17 protein-coding genes are annotated in these 22,440 nt (G+C 73.2%); 3 read left to right on the forward strand and 14 right to left on the reverse strand.

Going from position 1 to position 22,440, the window contains the following annotated elements:
* Positions 1 to 465 precede the first annotated feature (465 nt).
* The 9 genes from MTQ10_RS10880 to MTQ10_RS10920 form a co-directional block, all read right to left on the reverse strand.
* The gene (locus MTQ10_RS10880) at positions 466 to 1,353 is read right to left on the reverse strand and encodes a 4'-phosphopantetheinyl transferase superfamily protein (protein ID WP_247465291.1); all 888 of its coding nucleotides are present in this window, start codon (positions 1,351 to 1,353) and stop codon (positions 466 to 468) included.
* The gene (locus tag MTQ10_RS10885) at positions 1,259 to 2,269 is read right to left on the reverse strand and encodes a 2-oxo acid dehydrogenase subunit E2 (RefSeq protein ID WP_308404558.1); all 1,011 of its coding nucleotides are present in this window, start codon (positions 2,267 to 2,269) and stop codon (positions 1,259 to 1,261) included. Before MTQ10_RS10885 ends, MTQ10_RS10880 begins: the two co-directional genes overlap by 95 nt.
* The gene (locus tag MTQ10_RS10890) at positions 2,266 to 2,517 is read right to left on the reverse strand and encodes an acyl carrier protein (RefSeq protein WP_247465293.1); all 252 of its coding nucleotides are present in this window, start codon (positions 2,515 to 2,517) and stop codon (positions 2,266 to 2,268) included. The genes MTQ10_RS10885 and MTQ10_RS10890 overlap by 4 nt, the downstream gene beginning before the upstream one ends.
* Entirely contained in the window at positions 2,514 to 3,536 is a 1,023-nt protein-coding gene (locus MTQ10_RS10895) for a 3-oxoacyl-ACP synthase III family protein (RefSeq protein ID WP_247465295.1), read from the reverse strand. The genes MTQ10_RS10890 and MTQ10_RS10895 overlap by 4 nt, the downstream gene beginning before the upstream one ends.
* Positions 3,533 to 6,583 (reverse strand): type I polyketide synthase, encoded by a 3,051-nt coding sequence (locus tag MTQ10_RS10900; RefSeq protein WP_247465297.1) that lies wholly within the window; start codon positions 6,581 to 6,583, stop codon positions 3,533 to 3,535. The genes MTQ10_RS10895 and MTQ10_RS10900 overlap by 4 nt, the downstream gene beginning before the upstream one ends.
* Complete coding sequence (locus tag MTQ10_RS10905) at positions 6,583 to 6,864, reverse strand: acyl carrier protein (RefSeq protein ID WP_247465301.1); 282 nt, start codon at positions 6,862 to 6,864, stop codon at positions 6,583 to 6,585. Before MTQ10_RS10905 ends, MTQ10_RS10900 begins: the two co-directional genes overlap by 1 nt.
* Positions 6,865 to 7,053: 189 nt before the next feature.
* On the reverse strand, positions 7,054 to 8,823 hold the full coding sequence (locus MTQ10_RS10910) for an acyl-CoA dehydrogenase (protein WP_247465304.1): 1,770 nt from the start codon (positions 8,821 to 8,823) through the stop codon (positions 7,054 to 7,056).
* Complete coding sequence (locus MTQ10_RS10915; protein WP_247465311.1) at positions 8,817 to 10,640, reverse strand: acyl-CoA dehydrogenase family protein; 1,824 nt, start codon at positions 10,638 to 10,640, stop codon at positions 8,817 to 8,819. The genes MTQ10_RS10910 and MTQ10_RS10915 overlap by 7 nt, the downstream gene beginning before the upstream one ends.
* Positions 10,627 to 12,387, reverse strand: a complete 1,761-nt coding sequence (locus MTQ10_RS10920; protein WP_247465330.1) for a fatty acyl-AMP ligase — start codon at positions 12,385 to 12,387, stop codon at positions 10,627 to 10,629. Before MTQ10_RS10920 ends, MTQ10_RS10915 begins: the two co-directional genes overlap by 14 nt.
* 229 nt (positions 12,388 to 12,616) lie before the next feature.
* Here MTQ10_RS10920 and MTQ10_RS10925 point away from each other — a divergent pair, with 229 nt between their 5' ends.
* On the forward strand, positions 12,617 to 13,063 hold the full coding sequence (locus tag MTQ10_RS10925) for an SRPBCC family protein (protein ID WP_247465312.1): 447 nt from the start codon (positions 12,617 to 12,619) through the stop codon (positions 13,061 to 13,063).
* A gap of 166 nt (positions 13,064 to 13,229) precedes the next feature.
* Here the strand turns inward: MTQ10_RS10925 and MTQ10_RS10930 are convergent, their stop codons facing one another.
* Positions 13,230 to 15,149: an HAD-IIIC family phosphatase gene (locus tag MTQ10_RS10930; protein ID WP_247465315.1), complete on the reverse strand. Its 1,920-nt coding sequence runs from the start codon at positions 15,147 to 15,149 to the stop codon at positions 13,230 to 13,232.
* A gap of 173 nt (positions 15,150 to 15,322) precedes the next feature.
* Between MTQ10_RS10930 and MTQ10_RS10935 the strand changes: the two genes are divergently transcribed.
* Positions 15,323 to 16,579 carry an FAD-dependent oxidoreductase gene (locus MTQ10_RS10935; RefSeq protein WP_247465317.1) on the forward strand — a complete coding sequence of 419 codons (1,257 nt, stop codon included), beginning with the start codon at positions 15,323 to 15,325 and terminating at the stop codon, positions 16,577 to 16,579.
* A gap of 231 nt (positions 16,580 to 16,810) precedes the next feature.
* Here the strand turns inward: MTQ10_RS10935 and MTQ10_RS10940 are convergent, their stop codons facing one another.
* On the reverse strand, positions 16,811 to 18,034 hold the full coding sequence (locus tag MTQ10_RS10940; protein ID WP_247465320.1) for a cytochrome P450: 1,224 nt from the start codon (positions 18,032 to 18,034) through the stop codon (positions 16,811 to 16,813).
* Between the two features lie 297 nt (positions 18,035 to 18,331).
* Between MTQ10_RS10940 and MTQ10_RS10945 the strand changes: the two genes are divergently transcribed.
* Positions 18,332 to 19,876 (forward strand): MFS transporter, encoded by a 1,545-nt coding sequence (locus tag MTQ10_RS10945; protein WP_247465322.1) that lies wholly within the window; start codon positions 18,332 to 18,334, stop codon positions 19,874 to 19,876.
* Positions 19,877 to 19,944: 68 nt separating this feature from the next.
* On the opposite strand, the gene MTQ10_RS10950 is transcribed toward MTQ10_RS10945, so the two are convergent.
* The 3 genes from MTQ10_RS10950 to MTQ10_RS10960 form a co-directional block, all read right to left on the reverse strand.
* Entirely contained in the window at positions 19,945 to 20,316 is a 372-nt protein-coding gene (locus tag MTQ10_RS10950) for a DUF4260 family protein (RefSeq protein WP_247465323.1), read from the reverse strand.
* Positions 20,317 to 20,546: 230 nt separating this feature from the next.
* On the reverse strand, positions 20,547 to 22,019 hold the full coding sequence (locus MTQ10_RS10955; RefSeq protein ID WP_247465324.1) for an FAD-dependent monooxygenase: 1,473 nt from the start codon (positions 22,017 to 22,019) through the stop codon (positions 20,547 to 20,549).
* A gap of 89 nt (positions 22,020 to 22,108) precedes the next feature.
* The gene (locus tag MTQ10_RS10960; protein ID WP_247465325.1) at positions 22,109 to 22,384 is read right to left on the reverse strand and encodes a hypothetical protein; all 276 of its coding nucleotides are present in this window, start codon (positions 22,382 to 22,384) and stop codon (positions 22,109 to 22,111) included.
* Positions 22,385 to 22,440: the final 56 nt, after the last annotated feature.

Consider the following 22,440-nt stretch of genomic DNA (forward strand, 5'->3'; position numbering starts at 1 on the left):
GTGGGGCCGGGGTGACGGGTGTCGGGTTCGATGGCCCGGAGCACGGCCTGCATGGGGTCTCCTCTCGGTGGGAGCACGCCCCGCGTCGCTCGGGCCGGCCGGTGCGGCGGGGCCCGGGGAGGGCGGTTCACGGTCAGTGTCGCGATCCGTACTTGTGCGCGACTTGTACGAGGCGGTAGGGGCGCGCCGCCTCCCGGCGGCGACGAGATGCACCGGTACGGCTCCCTCGAGGGGCACGAGCCCTCAGGCACCACGACGGCCCGGGGGCCGGACACCACACGTGTCCGGCCCCCGGGCCGAGCCGTACGACAACACGCCCTTACGAGCGCAGGCAGCGCCGGGCCGTCACCACGGCAGCCCCGGGCCGTCACCACAGGGGCCCCGGGCCGTCACCACGGCAGCCCCGGGCCGTCACCACAGCGGCCCCGGGCCGTCACCACAGCGGCGCCGGGCCGTCCGCCCAGGTCACCACCAGTCGTCCGCACCCCCTTCCCCGTCGTCCTCGCCGCCGAGCGCCTCGCTCAGCGCGTCCATGATCGACCCGTCGAGCGCGGTGCCGGCGGCGACCTCGGCGGTGGTGCCGAACCCGGCGTCCCCGACGGCGACGCTGACGGTGAAGCGGTCGCCGATGGCGTACGTACCGAAGGTCCACTCGCCGGTGGTGCCGGGTGTGCCGTCGGGTCGCAGCAGCTCGGTGGGGCCGCCGTCGGTGTCGTCGGAGCGGAAACCGAAGTCGGTGAAGCGGAACTGCATGCCGAGGCCGATCGCTTTGCTGTAGGCCTCTTTCAGGGTCCACAGCCGGACCAGTGCGGGGTCGCGCCGGTCGGGTGGCAGTGCCTCGATCTGCTCGACCTCGTGCGGGGTGCACATGTGGCGGCCGAGGCCGGGCCCGTACAGCCGGCGGTCGTTGCGTTCGGCGTCGACGCCGATGACACCGCCGGTGGCGAGGCCGACGAGGAGCAGTTCGTCGGTGTGGCTGAGGCTGATGTGGACGCCGTCGTAGCCGCGCAGGTAGGGGCGGCCGCTGCCGGCGTACCCGATCTCGACGGTGCGCGGGGGCACGTCGAGTACGGTCGCCGCGGCGAACTTCAGCAGGATGCGCGACGAGGCGAACCGGGTGCGCACATCGGGGTGGGTGAGTTCCAGGAAGCGCTGCCAGTCGCTGCCCAGGAGGGCACGCAGGCGCGGTCCTCCCGCCCGTTCGGGTCGCCAGTCGTCGACCCGGGCGTAGAGGACCGCGCTCGCGTGCTCGTCGAGGTCAGCGCGGACTCGGCTCCAGTCCCCTCGGGGACCGGTGATCGCGATCGGCTCCCCGAGGGTCCTGCCCGGGGTCTTCCGCACAGGAGAGGTCATCGCAGGCTTCCATGGTGTGTCGGAGATCGGTGAGCAGTTCGGCCGCAGCCGCCCCGTCGATGACCCGGTGGTCGAACGTGAGGCCGAGCCGCATGACGGGCGCGACCGTCACGGCGCCGTCGCGGACGACGGGCCGGTCGGCGATGCGGCCCGCGCACAGGGTGACGGCGGTGCCTCCGGCGGAGTGGAAGCCGTCGACCGTGGAGTGGCCGAGCGAGCTGACCGAGACGGTGCCGAAGACGCCGGGTCGTTTGCGCGGGTCGCGCAGGGCGCCGGCGAAGGCGAGCCGGCCGAGCAGGACGGGCAGGCCGCCGAGGGCGCGTACTCCTTTGAACTCCGGTAAGTCGGCGGCTTGTTCGCCGCGGTAGCGGTCGATGTGCCGCTGGATGTCGTCGAGGGTGGCGGTCTCCAGGTCGGGTACGAGGGCGGACAGGACGGTGCGTTCGCCCCCCACGGGCCGGTCCAGGGCGAGTTTCGCGGTGACGCCGGGGAACCGGACGATGCGGGGTGCGCGCAGCAGTGACGGCCAGCCGGGTGCCATGACGGCGTTGGCCTCGGGGTGGCGGGCGAGGGCGCGGCCGGTGGCGTGGAGCAGGTAGGCGACCACGGAGTAGCGGGTGCCGCGGGCTTTGGCGGCGGCCCGGTGTTCCTGGACGCGGGTCATGTCGATGTCGGTGTCGAGGTGCACCGGGCGCTGCCCTGCGGACCATTCCAGGAAGTACAGGGTGTGCCGGCGGCGCCGTTCGACGACCGTGCGGGTGCCGGGCTGTACGGCCGCGCGGGCGCCGCCCGCCGGAGCCGCGCGGGTGCCGCCGTCCGAGGCCGTACGGGTGCCGCCGTCCGAGGCCGTACGGGCGCCGCCCGCCGGAGTCTTGCCGGTGCCGCCGTCCGGGGCTGTGCGGGTGCCGCGGTTCATCCGCCGACCGCCACGTCGTGGATGGCCTTCAGGCTGCGGGCCTCCAGGACCTTGCCGACGGCGATCTTGCGGCCGGTGGCGAGTTCCAGGGCGGTGACCAGCTTGAGGAGATAGAGGGAGTCCCAGTCGGGGAGTTCGTCGAAGTCGACGGCGACCTGGTCGGGTTCGATGTCGAGGCCGATCTCGTCGCGGACGAGGGTGACGAAGTCGTCGAGACTGAGGACGGCCGCGGTGCTGCTGTCGGTCATATCTTCTCCAGGGCGAAACCGGCTTTGATCCACTTGCTGGACTCGACGGCCACGGCGAGGGCCTTGTGCCCGTCGGCCATCCGGTCGAGGAGCTTCTCGATCTGCAGGAAGGGCAGGGCGTTGCCGTTGTTGCCGGTGTCGGCGACGCAGGAGATCTCCTCGGCCGTCGGCACGTCGAGTTCCTCAGTGATGCGCCGGGTCATCCGGCCGGACAGCTGGGGCGGCAGCAGGAAGTCGAGGTCGTCGGCCTCCCAGTCGAGTTCGCCGAGGAGTTCCCAGAGGATCTCGACGGCCATGACGGGGACGCGTTCCTCGATGGCCTTGTAGTCCTCGGTGAGGGCCTGCCGGTCGTCGTGGCGGTCGGCGAGGCCGAACCATTCGATGACCTGGCCGGGTTTGCGGCCGAGCCCGGTGAAGCGGTTGAGGACATGGCGGAGGGCGACGCGCTGCCCGGCGGGTTCGGCGGTGAGGACGGCGGCGCCGGCGCCGTCGCCGAAGAGGACGAAGTTGACGAGGTCGCTGGGGGCGGCGCCGGACAGGTCGCGCTGGACGTCGAGATGCTTGCTGCACACGTCGCCGCCGATGACGAGGCCGGTGCGGTACTGCCCGGAGGCGATCATGGTCTGTCCGACGGACAGGGCCTGGATGGCGCCGGCGCAACCGGACTGGAGCTGGAAGGTGGGCACCTGGTCCAGGCCGAGCTGGTCGGCGACCTGGTTGACGGTGGCCGGCATCAGCGTGTCGGGGGTGGCCGTGCCGAGCACGATGAACTCGATGTCGGCGGGGTCCACGCCGGGCGCGGCGAGGGCCTTCTGCGCGGCCTGGGCGCACAGGTCGGCGAGGGACCAGCGGACCTCGCCGGTGCCGAGGTCGCGGGCGAAGTGGCGGGTCTTGGTGCCGATGAAGACCTCGATCCACTCCTCGTTGACGCCGAGCACCTTGGCGAGGGAGGCGTTGTCGACGGGGTCGCCGGGCAGCGCGGTGCCTATGGAGGCGATGTGCGCGGTGGGCGTGCTCATGCCGTCCTTCCTTCCTGGGCGGTCGGGGCGGTACGGGCGGTGACGGTGGCGCCGGACTCGTGGAGGAAGCCGGTGAGGTCGGCGACGGTCTTCAGCCTCGGCAGCAGGTCCTGCACGGTGATGTGGGCGAGGCCGGTGACGCGTTCGTCGAGCCGGGTCTTCAACTCCATGATCATCACGGAGTCGAAGCCGAGGTCCTCGTAGAGCCGCTGGTGGGCGAAGACGTCGCCGGTCTCGTAGCCGCCGACCGCGGCGATGACCTCCTGCACGGTGTCGGACAGCGGGTCGGCGGGTGCCGCGGGGCGTTCGAGTACGGCCACCCCGGCGGGCGCGGCGGCGGGCTCGGCCTGCGCGGGTGCCGCCGCCGGCGCGGGTACGGCGGCCGGGGCGCTGTCGGCGGGGCCCGCGGCGGTGGGCCGGCGGGCGGCCCAGTAGCGGTGCTCGTCGGAGAAGACGTACGGCACGAGCGGCTGCGGGACGCGTTCCTCCGCCGGATAGACGGCCTCCCAGCGCGGCTCCGCGCCGCCCCGGTACAGCTCGGCGAGCGCCTCGGCGACGTCCCGTCCGCCGGAGTCCAGGCCGCGTACCGGCAGGACGTGGGCGGGGGCGCCGGCCCGGTCGCGGCGGCCGAGGCGGCGCACCATGCCGGAGAGGACGGGCTGCGGGCCGATCTCCACGAGGTGGGTGGGGCCGGTGTCGAGCAGCGCGTCGGCGGCGTCCTGGAAGCGTACGGTCGCGCCGATGTGCTCGATCCAGTAGACGGCGTCCATCGCCTCCCCGTCGAGGACGCGGCCACGCACGGTCGAGTACACGGGGATGTCCGGCACACCGCCGCCGACCTCACGGGCGACGAGGGCGAACTCCTCCAGCATGGGCCGCATCAGCGGCGAGTGGAAGGCGTGCGAGACGGTGAGACGCCGGGTGGTGAGGCCGCGCGACACCAGTTCGGTCTCGATGCGCTCGAGGACGCCGAGGTCGCCGGAGAGCACGGTCGCCTCGGGCCCGTTGACGGCGGCGACACCGACGAGGGGTTCACCGTCGACGAGCGGGGCGACCTCGGCGAGCGGGGCGCGCACGGACAGCATGCCGCCGCCTTCGGGGAGCTGCTGCATCAGAGCGCCGCGGGCGGTGATGAGCCGGGCCGCGCCGTCCAGGGTGAGCGCCCCCGCGAGGACGGCCGCCGCGTACTCGCCGACGCTGTGGCCGAGCAGCAGGTCGGGGCGTATGCCGAGTTCGGTGAGGGTGCGGGCGAGGGCGTACTCGACGGCGAACAGCGCGGGCTGCGTCCACCGCGTCTGGTGCACGTCGTCGTCGCCGGCGAGGATCAGATCGCGTACGGAGCGGCCGGTGTGCGGCAGCAGCGCGTCATCGGCCTCGTCGAGGAAGCGGCGGTAGAGCGCCGAGTCCCGGTACAGGCCGGCGGTCATGCCGCCGTACTGGGAGCCCTGCCCGGTGAACAGGAACGCGGTGCGCGGCTTGCCGGCGGGCGCCGCGGTGAGCCGGGCCAGCAGGTCCGGGTCGTCGGCGGCCTCCCGCAGCCGTGCGGCCAGGTCGGCGGTGTCGTGCGCGGGCACCGCGAACCGGTAGCGGTGGCCGGTCTTGACCTGGTTGCTGGTCCAGGCGAGGGCCTGCGCGGAGACCCGGCGGGCGGCGACCGCGTCGGCCTGCGCGGCCAGGTTGCGGCGCAGCGCGGCGGCGCCGGGCGCGGTGACGGTGTACACGCCGCAGCCGATGCCGCCGGCGGTCTCCTTGTCGTGCGGGGCGGGCCGGGCGGCGGCGGGCGGGGCGCTCTCCAGGACGGCATGCGCGTTGGTGCCGCCCATGCCGAAGCTGCTCAGCCCGGCGAGGACCGGTGAGGACGGCAGCCTGAGCGGTGCCTTCAGCAGGCGCAGTCCGTGCTGCTTGAGCTGGAGGGCGGGGTTCTCCTTGGTGGCGTACCGGCTGGCGGGCACGACCCGGTGGTGCAGGGCGAGGGCGACCTTGATGAGTCCGGCGATGCCGGCGGCGCCCTCGGTGTGCCCGATGTTGCCCTTGACGGAGCCGAGCGCGAGGGGCTTGCCGGGCCGGTCGGCGTGGTGGTGGCCGAGTGCCTTGACCTCCATCATGTCGCCGAGGGTGGTGCCGGTGCCGTGCGCCTCGGTGAAGACGACCTCGGCCGGGTCGACGCCGGCCCTCTTGTACGCGGCGGCGAGGACGTCCTGCTGCGCCCAGCGGTTGGGTGCGGTGAGGCCGTTGCTGCGTCCGTCCTGGTTGACGGCGATGCCGCGGATCACCGCGTACACGCGCTGCCCGTCCTTGAGGGCGTCGCTGAGGCGGCGCAGGACGACGACGCCGACGCCCTCGCCGCGGCCGATGCCGTTCGCCTCCGCGCCGAACGGCTTGCAGCGGCCGTCGGGCGCGGACAGCCCGGCCTGTGTGTAGAAGATCGACAGGGCGGGTGTGACGGCGACGTTGACGCCGCCGGCGAGTGCGGTGTCGCACTCCCCGGCGAGCAGGGAGTTCGCGGCGAGGTGCACGGCGACCAGGGACGAGGAGCAGGCGGTGTCGACGGCGAGGCTGGGGCCCTTGAGGTTCAGGTGGTACGAGACCCGGTTGGCGGTCATGCAGTACCCGTTGCCGGAGCCGATCTGGGCGGTGACCTTGGCGTAGTCGGTGAGGTGGAGCTGCGCCCACTCGTTGCCCATGATGCCGACGAAGACGCCGGTGTCGGTGCCGCCGAGGCGCTGCGGGGACAGCCCGGCGTCCTCGATGGCGCGCCAGGCGCATTGCAGCAGCAGCCGCTGCTGCGGGTCCATGGCGGCGGCCTCGCGCGGGGAGATGGTGAAGAACTCGTTGTCGAAGGCGTCGGCGTCGCCGATGAAGCCTCCCTCGACGGTGTTGGAGTGCCCTTCCGCGCCGTCGGCCGAGTGGAACTCGTCGGCGTCCCAGCGCTGTTCGGGCACCTTGCCGACACCGTCTCCGGAGCGCATCAGCAGGTCCCAGTAGGCGCCCGTGTCGGGCGCCCCCGGGAACCGGCAGTCGATGCCGACGATGGCGATCGGTTCCATCAGGCGGCGCCGCCCTTCGCGGCGTCGAACTCCTTGATGAGGTGCTCCGCGAGCGCCTGGACGGTGGGGTAGTCCCAGGCGGCGGTCGGCTCCAGGATGAAGTCGAAGTCCTCCTCGATGTCGCCGCACAGGCTGAACGCGGCGACGGAGTCGAGGCCGTACTCGGCCAGCGGGACGGTCGGGTCGATCTCGGCGGGCTGCCGCTTGAGGTAGAGGGCGATGCGCTCGCCCAACCACGTGGTGAGCGACTCGACGGTGTGACCGGTGGTCGGAACGGGCATGGTGTGCTCCTCGGCGAGGGTCGGTCGGGCTGGAAGCGGCACGCGACGGCCGGGCGGTCACCCGGACGCGCGGGCCTGGGCGGTCACCCCGGCGCCTGGTCCGGGGCGGTCGCCCGGGTACGCGGGCCGGGGCGGTCGCCCGGGACGCGCGGGTCCGGGCGGTCGCCCGGGACGCGCGGGGTCCGGGCGTCACCCGGCGAGCGGCGCGTCGTACAGGTCGTAGCTGGTGCGGTCGTGGAAGCGGCGCAGCACCTCGTCGTGCACGCGTGCCTCCGCGGCGGCCGGCAGGTCGGGCGGGTTCTGGCCGAGGCGGCGCGCCAGGCGGTGCAGGGCGGCGGCGGCCCAGGCGGGGTCGGCGAGGAACGGGTCTTCGGCGGTACGGGCCTGCTGCCACACGCCGATCACGGACGCGGCGGCGAGCAGCACGGTGTAGCGGTCGGCGAGCGCGAACGTGGCCGGGCTGGCGAGGGCGGTGCGGTCCTCGGGGGCGAGGGAGGAGCCTGCCTCCTGCAACCGGCGCAGCTCGTCCATCATCTTCAGGGCGATGGCGTGCACCGTCCGCTCCTCGGGGGTGCCGCTGGGCAGTTCGTCGATCGCGGCGATGAGGGAGGCGCTGAGCCGGTCGCGTCCGCTGGCCAGGGTCAGATCGGCGAACGGGATCTCGTCCAGGTCGTCGCGCAGCCGGAACAGCGCGGCGGGGGCGGGGTCGTCGCTGAACCAGGCGCGGCGGGCGAGCCGGGGCAGCTGGGGGATGATCGTGGCCTGGCAGGCTGCCGAGCCGGCGTGGCCGAGGCTGAGCACCGGCAGGTCGCGGATGTGCTTCTGGAAGATGCCGAACTCGCCCTCGCGGACGTAGAAGCGGGCGCCGAGGACGATGGACAGCTCGTGCATGGCCTCGGTGAGCAGCTTCGGCACCAGGTACTTGGTGGCCGCCGCGTACACGCTGGTCTCCTCGGGCAGCAGATGCACGGCCCGGGTCGCGGCGAGCGACAGGCTGTCGCAGATCAGCAGGTCGAGGAAGGCCGCGGACAGGGTGGCCTTGGCGTGCGGGATGTCCATGACGGACTTGCGGTACAGCTGCCGGCCGAGCGCGAACCGTACGACGGTGCGCAGGCTGGTGTCGGTGGCGCCGAGGGCCATGCCGGGGACGGCGCTGCGGGTGATCTGGAAGGCGCGCAGGGCGAGTTCGACGCCCTTGCCGAGTTCGCCGACGAGGGCGGTGTCGGGCAGCGGGGTGTTGTCGAAGTGGAGGCCGGACAGGTGGCAGCCGCGGACACCGACGGCGTCGTAACGGGGCAGCACCCGGTAGGTGGAGGCGTCCAGGCCGGCCCGCTCGGCGAAGAACACGGAGTGGCTGCGGCTGCCGGGCGCCGGGTTGGTGCGGCCGAACAGCACCCAGGCGGCGGCCCGGTCGGCGTTGTTGATGACCTGCTTCTCCCCGTTGAGGAGGTAGCCGCCGTCGACGCTGGGCCGGGCCTCGAACTCGTTGCGCACGAAGTCGTTGCCGTGGGCCAGCTCGTGGTAGGCGACGGACACCTTGCCGCCGTCGAGGAGGATGCGGGCGAAGCGGGCCCGCTGGTCGGCGTCGCCCTCGGTCCACACGTTGACGCCGGCCATGAACGAGGTGACGCCGTAGCCGAGGCCGAGGGTGACGTCGCGGCGGAACACCGACCGCATGACGCGGACGAGGGTGTCGATGCGTTCGAGGCGTCCGCCCTCGGCGCGCGGCACGAAGTCGGCGTTGAGGACGGCCGCGTCGAGGATGCGTTCGCCGGCGGCGGAGATCTCGCCGGCCTCGTCGTCCTGGAGCAGCCGCGTGTAGGAGACCTCGTTGGTCTCGTCCGTCGGGTCTCCGAGCTTGTGTTCGAGTTCGGCGACGCGGGCGGCGACCCGCTCTTCCTGTCCCGGCACCCCGGCGGGGCGGGCCGGGGCCCCCTGGGGGGCGGTCCCGATCAGCATGACGTCCTCTCGCTCTCACCGGCGGTGATGCCGGCTGTCTCAGGGTCCGGGGCCCGCCGCTCGGGCTGCGTCAGCAGCGAGAACAGCCGGCCCGAGTGCCGGGCGGCGCGCAGCTCCGCAAGGAGCGCCTCGTGGATCTCGGTGCGGTCGCCGGGCGCGGCGGGCCCGTCGGCGCGTTCACCGACCCGGGCGAGGACCCGGTCCAGGGCGGCGCGCAGCCACAGCGCGTCCTTCCACAGGCCGGCGGTCTCGCCGTCGGCGGCGGCGTGCGCGGTGCGCAGCCACAGGCCGAGACAGGCGGCGCCGGCCCAGCACAGGGTGAAGTGGCGGGCGGTGTCGAAGGCCTGCGGCGGCACGTCGGTCATGACGGCCGGGTAGCCGGCCATCTCCTCGTGGACGGCGTCGGTGACGTCGAGGAGGCGGTGCGCGGCCACCGCGGCGGGCGCGAGGGCCGGGTTCCGCTCGGCGAGCCGGTCGAGTTCCTCCACGCCGGCGGGGAGCGCGGCGAGGACGCCGCAGCCGCGGGCGACGACGGACAGCCGGGCCGGGTCCAGCGGCGGCAGGGGCGCGGTCAGGTCGAAGGCGGTGGCGGCGCCGTCGCGGTCGCCGCTGCCGCGCCGCCAGCCGCGGGCGAGCGTACGGAACTGGTTGACCAGGGAGTTGAGGTTGACGAGGGTGTTGCCGTCGAACAGGCCGACGATGCGGTGGTCGCGTTCCAGTTTCTGGAAGCGGCCGTCGGCGTGGACGCCCTTGAGGAAGGCGCGGGCGCCCAGGACGCGGGTGACGCCGTCGAGGACTTCCTCGGTGCCGGTCGGCAGCAGGTACTTGGTGACGGCGGAGGTCACGCTGAGTTCGCCGGTCTGTGCCTGCACGCCGCGGGCGGCGACGAGGGCGACGGCCTCGTGGAGCAGGACGTCGGCGGCGGCGGAGGTGATCAGCCGCCGCGCCTGGGGCAGTTCGATGAGTTTACGGCCGTACAGTTCGCGTTCCTCGGCGAAGTCCAGGCCGATGGCGAGGCCGTGGTCGCCGGCCCCGAGGGACAGCGCGGCGCACAGGGTGCGGGTGACCTGGAGGGCCTTGATGACGATCTCGATGCCGGCGCCCTCGGTGCCGACGAGCGCGCTGCGCGGCACACGGGCGCCGTCGAAGGCGATGCCGGAGATGTCGGCGCCGCGGATGCCATGGGTGTGGATCTTCGGCAGGTGGCGGTAGGTGTGCTCGTCGAGTTCGCGTTTGTCGACGAGGAGGACGCTGAAGCCGCGCGGCCCGCCGCCGGGGTCGGTGCGGGTGAGCAGGGACAGCAGGCTGCCGCGGGTGGCGTTGTTGATCAGCCACTTCTCGCCGCTGACGAGCCACCCCTCGTCGTCCGTGCCGGCGCCCTGCACTTCGCCTGCGAGGAGGTCGCTGCCGTGGGCGCGTTCGGTCAGGCCGAGGGAGACGGGCACGCCGGCGCGGATGTCGGCGCCGAGCCGGGCGGCCTGCTCGTCGCTGCCGGCGATCCACACGCAGACACCGCCGAGGTAGGTCTTGCCGTGGCCGATGGCGACGGTCAGGTCGCGGCGGGCGACGGTGCGGATCAGCTGCAACAGCTGCTCGTAGTCGCGCAGCCGGCCGCCGGCCCGTACGGGCACGTAGTGGTCGGCGAGTCCCCACTCCTCCAGCCGGTGGCAGATGGCGGCGGGGAACTCCTCCTTCTCGTCCAGTTCGACGCAGCGGGCGTAGGAGAACGTCTCGCTCGGGTCGGCGGGGTCGCCGAGGAACGCGTCGAGTTCCCCGGCCAGCCGGTACGGCGGATGCTCCATGTCAGACCACCGCATCCGCGGGACGGTCGACCGCGTCGGCGACGAGGGCGCGCACGGCGGGCTCCAGCACCTCGTACAGGGGGGTGATGCCGCCCTTGAGGAACAGCTGCCGCATCAGGGTGCGCTGGATCTTGCCGCTGGTGGTCTTGCGGATGGTGCCGGGGCGGACCAGCAGAACGTTGCCGGCGGGGATGTTGAACTCGCGGCCGATGAGGGCCTGCACGCCGGTGGCGAGGGTGCGCAGGTCGGTGGTGACGGCGCTGGGCCGCACCTCCTGCACGACGACGAGGTGCTCCCGGTCGGTCTCCACGGCGAACACCGCGCCGGAGCCGATGCCGAACGCCTTGTCGGTGAGCTGCACGGCCCGCTCGATGTCCTGCGGGTACAGGTTCCGGCCGGCGAAGATGATCAGTTCCTTGAGGCGGCCGGTGACATACAGCTGGCCGTCCTCGAAGACACCGAGGTCGCCGGTGCGCAGCCAGCCGCCCCCGTCGGGCCGGCCGTCGGTGCCGGTGATGGCCGCGTCGAAGATCTCCTTGTTGGTCAGGGGCCGCTTCCAGTAGCCGGAGGCGACGCTGTCGCCCTTCACCCAGATCTCGCCGACCTGGCCCTCGGCGCGCTCCCGGAACGACTCGGGGTCGACGATCCGCACCTCGAAGTCCTGCTCGTTGACGATGCCGCTGCTGACGAGGGTGCGGCTCGGGGCGTCCTCGCGCGGGTCGGCGAGTTCGCCGCGCTCCAGGGCCTCCGCGTCGACGCCGAGGACGACGGGGCGGGTGCCGCGCGGGGTGCCGGACACCAGCAGGGTGGTCTCGGCCATGCCGTAGCAGGGGAAGAACGCCTCGGGGCGGAAGCCGGCCGGCGCGAACCGCTCGGTGAAGGCGCGGATCGTCTCGACGCGGATCGGTTCGGCGCCGTTGCAGGCGGCCTTCCAGGTGGACAGGTCGAGGGTGGCGAGCTGCTCGTCGGTGATGCGGCGCAGGCACAGGTCGTACGCGAAGTTGGGGCCGCCGCCGATGGTGACGCCGTAGTCGCCGATCATCTTCAGCCAGCGGTAGGGCCGCTTCAGGAACGACACGGGCGCCATGAGCACCCCGGAACCGCCCAGGTACAGCGGCTGGAGTATGTGCCCGATCAGGCCCATGTCGTGGTAGAAGGGCAGCCAGCCGCCGTAGCGGGAGGAGCTGTCGGAGCCGACGGACCGCTGGATGGCGGCCTCGTTGGCGAGCAGGTTGGCGTGGGAGACCATCACGCCCTTCGGGTCGGACGTGGACCCGGAGGTGTACTGCAGGAACGCCAGGTTCTCCCCGGTGAGATCGGGCTCCCGCCAGTCGGCGGCGTCCGCGAAGGCCTCGCCGTCGGTGGCCAGGCAGTGCACGTGCGGCATGTTCTCCGCGGTGAGCCAGGCGGCGATCTCCGGGGCGTTGGCCGCGTCGGTGAGGACGGCGCGGGCCTCGGCGTCCCGCAGGATGCCGGTGACGCGGGCGAACTGGCGGCCCTGCTCGGTGGGCAGCGGGGCGGGGACGGCGACGGCACCCGCGTACAGGCAGCCGACGAACGCCTTGATGAACTCCAGGCCGGACGGGTACAGCAGCAGCACCTGCCCGCCACCGCAGCCGCGTTCCTGGAGCCATGCGCCGATCCGCCGCGCGTCCGCGTCGAGCTGCTCGTACGTCAGGTGCTGCGGGACCGAGCCGTTGGCGTCGTCCGGCAGGAAGACGAACGCGTCCTCGGTGCCGAGCGCGCCCGCGCGCGCCAGCACCAATTCCGTAAAGGTTCGGAAGCTAGTCAAGGTCGTTCCCTGGCCTTTCCGCGAGCGCCGGCGGGGCACCGGCGGGGAATTCTCGGACACAGGCGATGCTGCGCCGGGCGGCTAAGGGGGCGCTTGTGCGGCGCGACGTGCGCCCCTGCGTGCGGTGATCGGAGCGGATAGCGTGGGCGTCGGCCGCCCGGGGAAGGCTCGTGGGGGTTTGTGAAAGGAGCGCTGGGCAGTGCGCCGTATCTCGTGCGACATCCATATCCATGCGCGTCCGGAGGAGGTGTGGCGCGTCCTCACCGACTTCGAGCGGTTCCACGAGTGGAACCCGTTCCTGGTGGAGGCGGAGGGCCGGCCGGTGCCGGGCGAGAGACTGCGGCTGCGGTTCCGGCTCCCGGACAGCGGCAAGGAGATGGTGTTCACGCCGCTGGTGCTGGTCAGCGAGGAGAACAGGGTGCTGCGCTGGCGGGGCCGCTTCGGGGTGAAGGGCATCTTCGACGGCCTGCACAGCTTCGAGCTGACGCCGGTGGACGACGGCACGCACGTGACGCAGATGGAGACGTTCACCGGGGTGCTGGTGCCGTTCACGGGGTCGGTCATCACCCAGACGGACGCCGGGTTCCGGCGGCTGAACGAGGCGCTGAAGGAGCGCGTGGAGTCCCTGGCGGCGGAGCGGCCCTGACGGCACGCGTGCGCGGCGTCCCGCGACGGCCCGTCGGGCACGCGTCCCGCGTCGGCCGCGTCGGCCACGCGTCGGGCACGCGGAAGCCTGCCGCCGGCTCCCGGGGGATGTGGAGCGGGCGGCAGGCTGGTCTACGGCGGGCCGGGCGGTACGGCGGTACGGCGGCTCAGGCGTCGGCCGGGTCGAACGTCAGCGTGAGATGGCCGGGCACCTCGGGCAGCGCGTCGAGGTCGTGGACGAAGTCCAGCGCCCCGTCGTCGCCCTCGCGCACGGTGCGGAAGCCGAGGGACGGCCAGAAGTCGCGCACCTTGTGGTTCTTCGCGGTGGGCCGGTAGCTCGCGCGGACCTCGCCGGCGCCGGTGTCCCGCGCGTGGGCGAGCAGCGCGGCGATGGTGCCCTGCTCGATGCCGCGGGCGAAGACCCGGCAGCTGAGCAGCATGTTGTCGATGACGAGGGCGGAGCCTTCCCACCGGGCGAACACCGCCCCGACGACCCCGTTGTCCCCGAACCGGTCCCGGCTGCGCACGGCGAGCACCAGATGCGTGTCGTCGTCGAGACGGGCGCGCACATCGGCCTGCTGCAACCGCTCGGTCGTCAGATTGAACTGGTTGGTGCGCAGCGTGATCTGCGCGACGCGCGCCAGCTCGTGGTCGCGTACGCCGGACACCTCGACGCGTACGTCGAGCGCGGCGAGGTACTCCTCCATGGAGCCGGTGCTCTCCAGCAGGTCCTGCCGGCCGGCCTCGGAGCGGTACTGCCCGGCCCGCGCCCGGTCCTCCGCGGTCAGCTCCCGCACGTCGAACCAGCCGTCGGCGAGCAGTTTCTCCACGTGCAGCGCGGGTTCCTCGTCGAGCCGTACGACGGCCACCTCGGGCAGGGAGGAGGCGACGAGCCCGCACTCGAACGGCGAGTCGTCGGCGAAGACGAAACTGTCGATGCCGAGGTTCAGCTTGCCGGCGATGTCCCGCAGATTGCCGTCCTTGGGCTGCCAGTTGGCGTTGACGCGGACGAAGTCGTCCTCGCGCAGCACCATGTCGGGATGGTCGCGCAGCACGCCCAGCACCGGCTCCTGGTCGTTCTTGCTGCTGACGGCGAGGAGGACGCCCTGGGAGCCGATCTGCTTGACGGTGCGCTGGAAGCGGTGGAAGGCCTCGCCGCGGTAGGTGGTGGCGGCGGCGATGCCGTCGGGCCCGTCGTCGCCGAGGATGCCGTCCCACAGGGTGTTGTCGAGGTCGACGACGAGGACCTTCTTGGTACGGCCGCGCAGCGCCCGCAGCAGATGGGCGGCCTCGCGGGCGTACCGGGCGAGGACGGCCTCGCCGAGGTGGACCTTGGCGTAGGCGGCGAGCCGGGTGTCGCGGACGGGGCCGGTCTCGGCGACGATCGGCGCGAGGTCGACGACATGCAGCCGGGGATGGCGGGCGGCGAGCCGCAGCAGCCCGGCGTTGAACTCGTGCCAGGCTGCGGAGAGCTCGGCCCGCGACCGGTGGTCGACGAGCTGCTGGGTGTGGGCGCGCAGCAGCGGCAGCGTGTTCAGCACGAGCGTGCCGGGCCCGTGCTCCTCGTACTGCGCGGCGAGCCGTTCCAGCAGCGCCAGTTTGCCGGTGAGGGCGCGGACGGCGTCCTCGGCGGTCCACGGCAGGGGCAGCTCGTCGAAGATCTGCTGCCCGTCGAGGAGGCACAGCGCGAGTTCCGTGCCGGGCGCGTACAGGTCGCTGCCGGTGTCCTGGAGATCCCGCTGCCAGGCGTCGTAGTCGCTGACGGTCGCCGCCAGCGGCACGCCGTGCCGGGCGAGTTCGGCGGTCAGGGAGGGGATCAGCGCGTCGACGATGCCGTGCCCGGTGACGGCGACCCGGGCGGGGCGGGTCCCGTCGTGGAGCGCGGCGATGTCCTCGGCGTTCTGCTTGGCGAGGATGCGGCCGGCGCGGGCCAGCTGGTCGAATCCGTCCTCGCTCTGCGCGAGTTCGGCGAGCAGGGCGGGTACGGCGGGATAGTCGGCGGCGATCCTGCCGGCCCGCTGGAGGGCCCGCAGCCGGTCCAGCGGCCCCTGGCGTTCCTGTGTGCTCGTCGTCACTGCTGTGCTCACGGCTTCGTCGCCTCTCTGCCTGATCGGGCGGACGCCGACGAGCTTCGTGCCGCGCCCTAAAGGCCGCCTTGGGACGGAAGCGGGCGTCGTGTCCGCAAGGGCTGCTTTAGCCGCCGTGCGGACCATCGACCGACCATGACGCTCACGTCTCCTCCGGAAAGGCAGCGTTGACGATGACAACTGAGCTGACCGCACAGGTGTGCGTGGTCGGAGGGGGTCCGGCCGGCCTCACCCTGGCCGTGGAGCTCGCGAAACGCTCGGTCTCCGTGGTCGTGCTGGAGCAGAGCGGCCACTTCGACCGGTCCTTCCGCGGCGAGTCCGTGTCCCCCGACTCCGTGTGGCTGCTGGACCGGCTCGGCGTCCTGGACCGGCTGGACGGCGCCTACCAGCAGATGCACCGTATGGAGATCGTCGACGCGGGCAGCAAGGTCCTCGGCGCCGACTTCACGAAGTTCCCCTACCCGCACCCCTACCCCGTCGAGCTGCCCCAGCCGGCGCTGCTGTCGGCGCTGGCCGGGCTCGGCGAGACCCACCCCGACCATTTCACGCTGGTACGCCGGGCCACCGCGACGGCCCTCGTCCGCGGCGCCGACGGCGCGGTGACGGGGGTGCGGGCGCGCACCCCGGACGGTGAACTGACGGTGCACGCCCGGCTGACGGTGGCCGCGGACGGGCGGTTCAGCAAGGTCCGGGAGATGTCCGGGCTGTCGTACACGAAGATCCCGCTGGAGCGGGACGTGGTGTGGCTGAAGCTGCCGTTCCCGAAGGAGTGGGACGACCGCACGTACCGCATCCGCATCAAGGGCGACCAGCACGGCCTGTTCATCCCGACCCACCCGGACAGTGTGCGGGTCGGCTTCAACATCCCCAAGGGCGGTCTGAAGGAGCTGCGCGCGCAGGGCCTGACCGCGCTGTACGCGCGGCTGGACCTGCTCGCGCCGGAGCTGTCGGACGCGGTCCGCTCGGAGATCCGCGCCTGGTCGGACACGTCCATGCTGGACATCTTCACCGCGGTCGTCCCGCAGTGGTCGGCACCCGGCCTGGTGCTGATGGGCGACTCGGCGCACACGCTCACGCCGATCCTGGGCCAGGGCGTGAACCACGCCATCATCGACGCGGTGACGCTGGCGCCGCTGGTGCAGCGGGCGTTCGAGGAGGGCGGCTCGGTGGCGGCGCTGGGCCGGGCGACGCGGGAGTTCCAGCGGTCCCGCGAGGAGTCCGTGGCGAAGTCGCGGGCGTTGCAGCTGCGCCAGGAGCGGCTGTTCGCCCTGCACGGCCTGGGCGGCACGTTCCGCCGCACGCTGTACCGGGTGGTGGACCGCAGCCAGACCCTGAAGCAGCGGGTCCTCGCCGGCGCGTACTTCCAGTTGCAGAAGCCTGGCCCGCACGTGGTCCGAGCGCAGGAGGTGACCGCGTCGTCGCCCGCGTAGCCCACCCCCCGCAGGGGCGCCCGGCCGTGGTGGTGCACACGGCCGGGCGTTCGTGTGTGGGGGGACGGGCCCGGGGAGGTTCCGCTCCGATCTCCCACGCAGGCGCTGACCTCTGCCTCGTGATGTCCCTTCCTACGACGCCCAAGGCGCCGCCTGTGAGCGGAACCGTCACCACCCCCACGCACGGAGGCGCCGCCGGGACAACCCCGGCGGCGCCCAGGCGCGGTCGGTTCACCAGGTGACGGGCAGCCGGGTCAGCCCGTGCACCATCATCCCGGTGGTCAGCTCCAGCTTCTCCACGTCCTCCGCGAGACGCAGCCCGGGGAAGCGGCGGATCAGGGAGCCGATGACGATCTGCAGTTCGGCGCGGGCGAGGGGCGCGCCCAGGCAGAAATGGGGGCCGTGCCCGAACGCCACGTGGTGGGGTGCGGAGGGCCGGGCGGGGAGGAAGTCGGCGGGCGACTCCTCGGGGAACCGCTGGGGGTCCTGGTTGGCGGAGCAGATCGCGGCGAGCACGGCGCTGCCCTTGGGGATGCGCGTGCCGGCGATCTCGACGTCCTCCAGGGTGACGCGCAGGGGGCCGCCGTCGCCGATGGGGTTGATGCGGAGCAGTTCCTCAACGGCGTGGTCGAGGTGCTCGGGGTGTTCGCGCAGCGCGGCCAGGTGCTCGGGGTGGCGCAGCAGCGTCAGCACGCACTTGCCGATCATGGAGACGGTCGTCTCGTGGCCGGCGACGAGCAGGGTGATGCCCATGGTGATCAGCTCGTGCTCGGTGAGGCGGCCCTCCTCGTCGTGCACGGCGACGAGCGCGCTCATCAGGTCCTCGCCGGGGTTCTCGCGCTTGTCGCGGATCAGCGCGGCGAGGTAGTCGATCATCGACCGGCGCTGGGCGGCCACCTCCTGCGGGCTGTGCGAGGTGAGGGAGACGAACGCGTCGGACCAGCCGCGGAACTTGTCGCGGTCCTCGAAGGGCACGCCGAGCAGTTCGCAGATCACCATCACGGGCAGCGGGAAGGCCAGCGCGGTGTTCAGGTCGGCGGGCGCCCCGTGCCGTTCCATCTCGTCGAGGAGTCCGTCGGTGAGTTCCTGGATACGGGGCCGCAGGTTCTGCACCCGGCGGAAGGTGAACTCCTTCGACACCAGCCGCCGCAGCCGGGTGTGCTCGGGCGGGTCCATGGTGAACAGGCCGCCGGCCAGCGGAGGCGTGCTGGTGAGCTGGGGGGCGCCCGGCGCGGTGGTGGCGGCACGGCTGAAACGGGCGTCGGACAGGACGGTATGGACGTCGTCGTACCGTGAGACGACGTAGCCCTCGTCGCCGCTGGGCAGCCGGACGTGCGCGACCGGGCACCGCTGCCTCAGCTCGTCGTAGACGGGCGGGACCTCGATCGCGGACGGGCGGTGGAAGGGGTAGTCCAGGACCGGTCCGGCCTGGACGTCGGTGTCGACGGACTCCATGGGTGCTGCCTCCATACGGAAACGGGTCCGTGGAGCCTGCCAAGCAACGCTTGTGCGGGGGCAAAGGCGCTGGCCGGGGGCGCGGGGACGGGCGGCTTTAGCGGGGCTTCAACGCGCGCTCGTACGCTCCCCGCACGTGCCGGAGACCCCGGCCTCGGCACCCCGGATTCCCCTGCCGGGTCCCCCTTGTCGCACGTTTCCCCCTTGTCGAGTTCCACCCCCCTGTCCGTACATCCGATCTGCCGTCCCCGGACCGCGGCCGTCCCGGCTCCTCCGGGCCGGACCGCTGGAGGACTCATGCCGCTCCAAGACTCCTCACCCACGACCGAGGCGCCCGCACGGCGCTGGTGGATCCTGGGTGTCGTCTCCGTCGCCCAGTTCGTCATCGCCATCGACTCGGCGATCATCAACGTGATGGGCCCCGAACTCCAGTCGGCCATCGGTCTGTCGACCACCGGGCTGACCTGGGTGATGAACATCTACGTGCTGCTGTTCGGCGGTCTGCTGCTGCTCGGCGGCCGGCTCGCCGACACGATCGGCCGTCGTGAGGTGTTCCTGGCCGGTCTCGGACTGTTCACGCTCGCCTCGCTGGCCGCCGGCCTCGCCGACTCCGAGGCCGCGCTGCTGACCGCGCGCGCCGCGCAGGGCGTCGGCGCCGCCGCCCTGTCACCGGCGTCGCTGTCGATCCTGGTGACCGTCTTCCCCGACCCGAAGGAGCGGGCGAAGGCGTTCGGCGTGTGGGGCGCGGTCATCGGCATCGGCGCCAGCGTCGGCACCATCCTCGGCGGCGCCATCGTCAACGTCGACTGGCGCTGGGCGTTCTGGATCAACGTGCCGGTCGGTGTGCTGCTCGCCGCCGCCGCTGTCGCCCTGGTGAAGCTGCCCCGCCCGTCCGGCGACCGGCCCGCGAAGGACCTCGCCGGCGCGATCACCGGCACCGGCGGTGTGCTGCTGCTCGTGTACGCGATCGTGACCAGCAGCGACGAGGGCTGGACGGACACCAAGGTCCTGGGCGCGTTCGCGCTGTCCGTGGTCCTGCTCGCGGCGTTCGTGGCGGTGGAGCGCCGCAGCCCCGCCCCGCTGGTGCCGCTGCGTCTGTTCCGGACCCGGTCCGTGGTCGCGGGCAGCCTCGGCGAGTTCCTCACCGCGGCGATGATGATGCCGATCTTCTTCCTGCTGCCGCTGTGGATGCAGGGCGTCCTCGGCTACAGCCCGCTCCAGACGGGTCTGGCGTATCTGCCGGTGAGCATCGCGCTGCTGGTCCTCGCGCCGGTCGCGTCCCAGGTGATCAACAAGACGGGTCCGCGCAGCATGTACCTGGTGGGCACGGTGGCGTTCGCCGGGGTCATCGCGGCGCTGTCGCAGCTGCCCGTGCACAAGAGCTACTGGATGTTCCTGCTGCCGGTGACCGCGGTGTTCGGCATCGGTCTGGTGCTGTGCCTGATCCCGACGCCGGTGGTCGGCACCTCTCAGGCCACGGACGAGGACTCCGGTTCGACGTCGGCGCTGCTGAACGCGTCCACCCAGCTGGGCGCCGCGTTCGGTATCGCGGTCGCCGTGAGCGTGATGAACAGCCGTATGACCGATGTGGCCGCCACGGGCGCGCACCGGGACGTGGCGCTCGTCGAGGGCCTGCAATCCGGTTTCACCGTGCTGGTGGTCTTCCTGGCCCTGTCCATCGCCAACGGCGTCTTCGGCTTCCGCGGCATCCGCCCGGCCGACAAGCAGACCGAGGACTCCGGCACGGCGGAGACCCCCGCCGACGCACAGCAGCCGGCCTCCGGGAAGACGCAGGCCACCCCGGCCACGGTCACCGAGCCCGCCGCCCCGACCGGGGTGTGACGGACCCGCTCCGCACGACAGAGGCCCGCCGTCCCTTCCGGGGCGGCGGGCCTCCTCGCGCGGGCGGTTCAGCGCTGCCAGCCGTCGGGGGTGCGCAGGCCGTAACCGAAGGCGCGGTCGGCGGCGATGTGCAGGAGCCACGCGAGGCCGAAGGTGAACGGCGCGGCGTTGTCGCCGGGGCCGTCGGCGAGGGCGGCGGGGATCGCCATGGCGATGATCGGCAGGATCGGGCGGTGCAGCGGGTTGTAGACGCGGACCGTGGCCGCGGGGAGCCGGCCGGGCCGGTGCGGGCCGGAACCGCCGACGAAGAACGACAGGTCCGGCAGGACGAGACCGAGCAGGGCGAGCGGGATCACCCAACCGGCGTGTTTGACCGCCTCGAACACCGTCCACACGAGCAGGAACGCGGCCAGCAGTGCCCAGGCGACGCGCACGGGCACGGAGGCGGAGCTGCGGACGGGAGTCGTACGACGATGACATGTTCCGGCTCCTTGGGGTGGCCTGGGAGGCCCGGACGGCACGGGGCGTGGGCCCGGGACGCGTGTGTCCCGTGCCGTCCGGGGCCTGCCCGGCCCGGGCGGGGCACACGCGTCTCCAGCCTCGCCGCGCGCGCTAAAGCGCCGCCTGGGAGGGGCCGTCGGCCTCCCGGGCGGCGCTCGCCGGTGCCGGCTCAGTGGGTCTGGTGCTCCCGTTCCCCGGTCTGATGCGCGGCGACGGGACGCGTGGGTGTCGCGGGCGTGCCGGGGGCTGCGGGTGTCGCCGGCGGTGGTGTGGCGGGGCGGGCGTCGTCGGCGGGGCCGCGCAGGGCGGCGAGCAGCACGGGCGGGGTGAGCAGCGCGGCCGGTGTGCGGGACAGGGTGATGATCTCGACGAGGGCGCGGGTGGCGGCGGGCCTGCTGCCCCCGGCGCGCAGGACCCGGTCGGTGTAGCGGCCGAGGAACCGCATCACGGCGAGCGCCGCGCGGCCCGGCCGCATGGTCGCGACGGTCCCCGGGTGCCGGCGTTCGCCGGGCGACGACGTGCCCCAGGCGGGCTGGGTGGCCTTCGCTATGTCACGCCGCACCCGCAGGGTCAGCTTGTCGCCGGTGCCGTGGCGGGCGAGGCCGCGGCGCAGCGCCAGGACGGCCATCGCCGTGGTGGAGGCGCCGTAGCCGTACACCGGGTTGAAGCACGTCTCCGCCTCGCCGACCAGCACGAGCCCCTTCGGGATGCGCGGCAGCCACTTGAGGTGCACGCGCCGGTTCACCAGGTGCTGCCGGCCCTGGACCGGGCCGAGGGGTTCGGCGCCGGCGAGGAGTTCGACGAGGGCGGGGTCGCGCAGCCGGGCCGCGTACGCCATGAACCCCTCCTCGTCGAGGGGTGGTTCGGTGCCGCGCATGCCGACGAGGGTGGCCATCCAGCGGTCGCCCTCCACGGGCAGCAGGGTGCCGCCCCGGCTGTCGTTGGTCGGGTCGGGCTGGATGTGCACGGCGGGCCGGCCGGCCGCGATGTGCGGGGCGAGGCGGAAGGTGCGGGTGGCGTAGGCGATGCCGCCGTCGAGGGAGTCCACGGGCACGGGCGGCAGGCCGAGTTCGCTGATGCGGCGGGTGACGCCCTTGCCGCGGCCGGCGGCGTCCACGACGATCCCGGCGTCCAGGCGCCGCATCCGGCCGCTGGCCCGGTCGCGTACGACGGCGCCGGTGAGGACGTAGGAGTCGCCGGTGAGGGAGACCGCCTCGGTGTTCTCCAGCACGGTGATGTTGCCGGGGCGCAGGGCCCGTTCGCGCACCACTCGGCGGGCCAGGCCGCGGGTGCAGGTGAGGACGAAGCCCGCGTCGCAGCCGTGCGCCAGCCAGCCGCGCAGGGTGAGGATGGCCATGTCGGTGGTCATGCCGAGCCGGTGGGCGCCGGCCGCGACCAGTTCGTCGAGGATGCCGGGGTGCAGTTCCTCCAGTGCGCGGGCGCCCGCGGCGTGCAGCATCAGCGCCGGTTCGTCGGGGGCGGGGCCCGCGCCCGGCCCGTGCCGGTGGCCGCGGTCGACGACGGTCACGGAGTCGACGTACGGGGCGAGTTCGTACGCCGCGAGCAGGCCCGCGAGGCCGCCGCCGAGGACGAGTGCGGTGGTGGGCCGCCCCGCGGGTGATGTCCGGTTCTGAGATGCCATGGTCGGTTCCTCTCACCTGTGATGGTTGGTGCGCGAGGCGGGCGGGATCATCAGGTGGGGGGCATCTCGGGGCCTCGCGGATTCAGCGGTCACGCACTGCCGGACGTCCCCGCGGGTAAGGAGTCCGGGCGGCGTCGCCCCGCGCCGGGCGCGGCCTCGCGCACGGGCCCGTGTGCCCGCGCCGGGACGACGGGAACGCCCTGCACGGTCTGCCGGTGCAGGGCGTGGGTACGGCCGTCGTACGCCGCGACGGCCCGAGGGGGCATGCCGGGCAGCGCGCCGCCGGATGCGTCGGGCAGCGCGCCGCCGGTTCTCGCGGGCGTGGCGTCGCAGGGAGGGTCGGTCGGGCGGGACCGCTGGTTCAAGGCGCACCTCCTGCGGGGCGGAAGGCCGGGGCCCGCCCGACCGACCCTCCCTGCGA

The sequence above is a fragment of the Streptomyces sp. XM83C genome (genome assembly GCF_023072675.1).
In the GTDB taxonomy this organism is placed as follows: Bacteria; Actinomycetota; Actinomycetes; order Streptomycetales; family Streptomycetaceae; genus Streptomyces; species Streptomyces thermocoprophilus.

Excerpts from the sequence above, each read along its gene's own strand:
- MTQ10_RS10910 (WP_247465304.1), bottom strand. The coding sequence starts at position 8,823 with ATGCTGATCGGGACCGCCCCCCAGGGGGCCCCGGCCCGCCCCGCCGGG.
- MTQ10_RS10935 (WP_247465317.1), top strand. The coding sequence starts at position 15,323 with ATGACAACTGAGCTGACCGCACAGGTGTGCGTGGTCGGAGGGGGTCCG.
- MTQ10_RS10940 (WP_247465320.1), bottom strand. The coding sequence starts at position 18,034 with ATGGAGTCCGTCGACACCGACGTCCAGGCCGGACCGGTCCTGGACTAC.
- MTQ10_RS10945 (WP_247465322.1), top strand. The coding sequence starts at position 18,332 with ATGCCGCTCCAAGACTCCTCACCCACGACCGAGGCGCCCGCACGGCGC.
- MTQ10_RS10890 (WP_247465293.1), bottom strand. The coding sequence starts at position 2,517 with ATGACCGACAGCAGCACCGCGGCCGTCCTCAGTCTCGACGACTTCGTC.
- MTQ10_RS10880 (WP_247465291.1), bottom strand. The coding sequence starts at position 1,353 with ATGACCTCTCCTGTGCGGAAGACCCCGGGCAGGACCCTCGGGGAGCCG.
- MTQ10_RS10885 (WP_308404558.1), bottom strand. The coding sequence starts at position 2,269 with ATGAACCGCGGCACCCGCACAGCCCCGGACGGCGGCACCGGCAAGACT.
- MTQ10_RS10905 (WP_247465301.1), bottom strand. The coding sequence starts at position 6,864 with ATGCCCGTTCCGACCACCGGTCACACCGTCGAGTCGCTCACCACGTGG.
- MTQ10_RS10955 (WP_247465324.1), bottom strand. The coding sequence starts at position 22,019 with ATGGCATCTCAGAACCGGACATCACCCGCGGGGCGGCCCACCACCGCA.
- MTQ10_RS10900 (WP_247465297.1), bottom strand. The coding sequence starts at position 6,583 with ATGGAACCGATCGCCATCGTCGGCATCGACTGCCGGTTCCCGGGGGCG.
- MTQ10_RS10915 (WP_247465311.1), bottom strand. The coding sequence starts at position 10,640 with ATGCGGTGGTCTGACATGGAGCATCCGCCGTACCGGCTGGCCGGGGAA.
- MTQ10_RS10895 (WP_247465295.1), bottom strand. The coding sequence starts at position 3,536 with ATGAGCACGCCCACCGCGCACATCGCCTCCATAGGCACCGCGCTGCCC.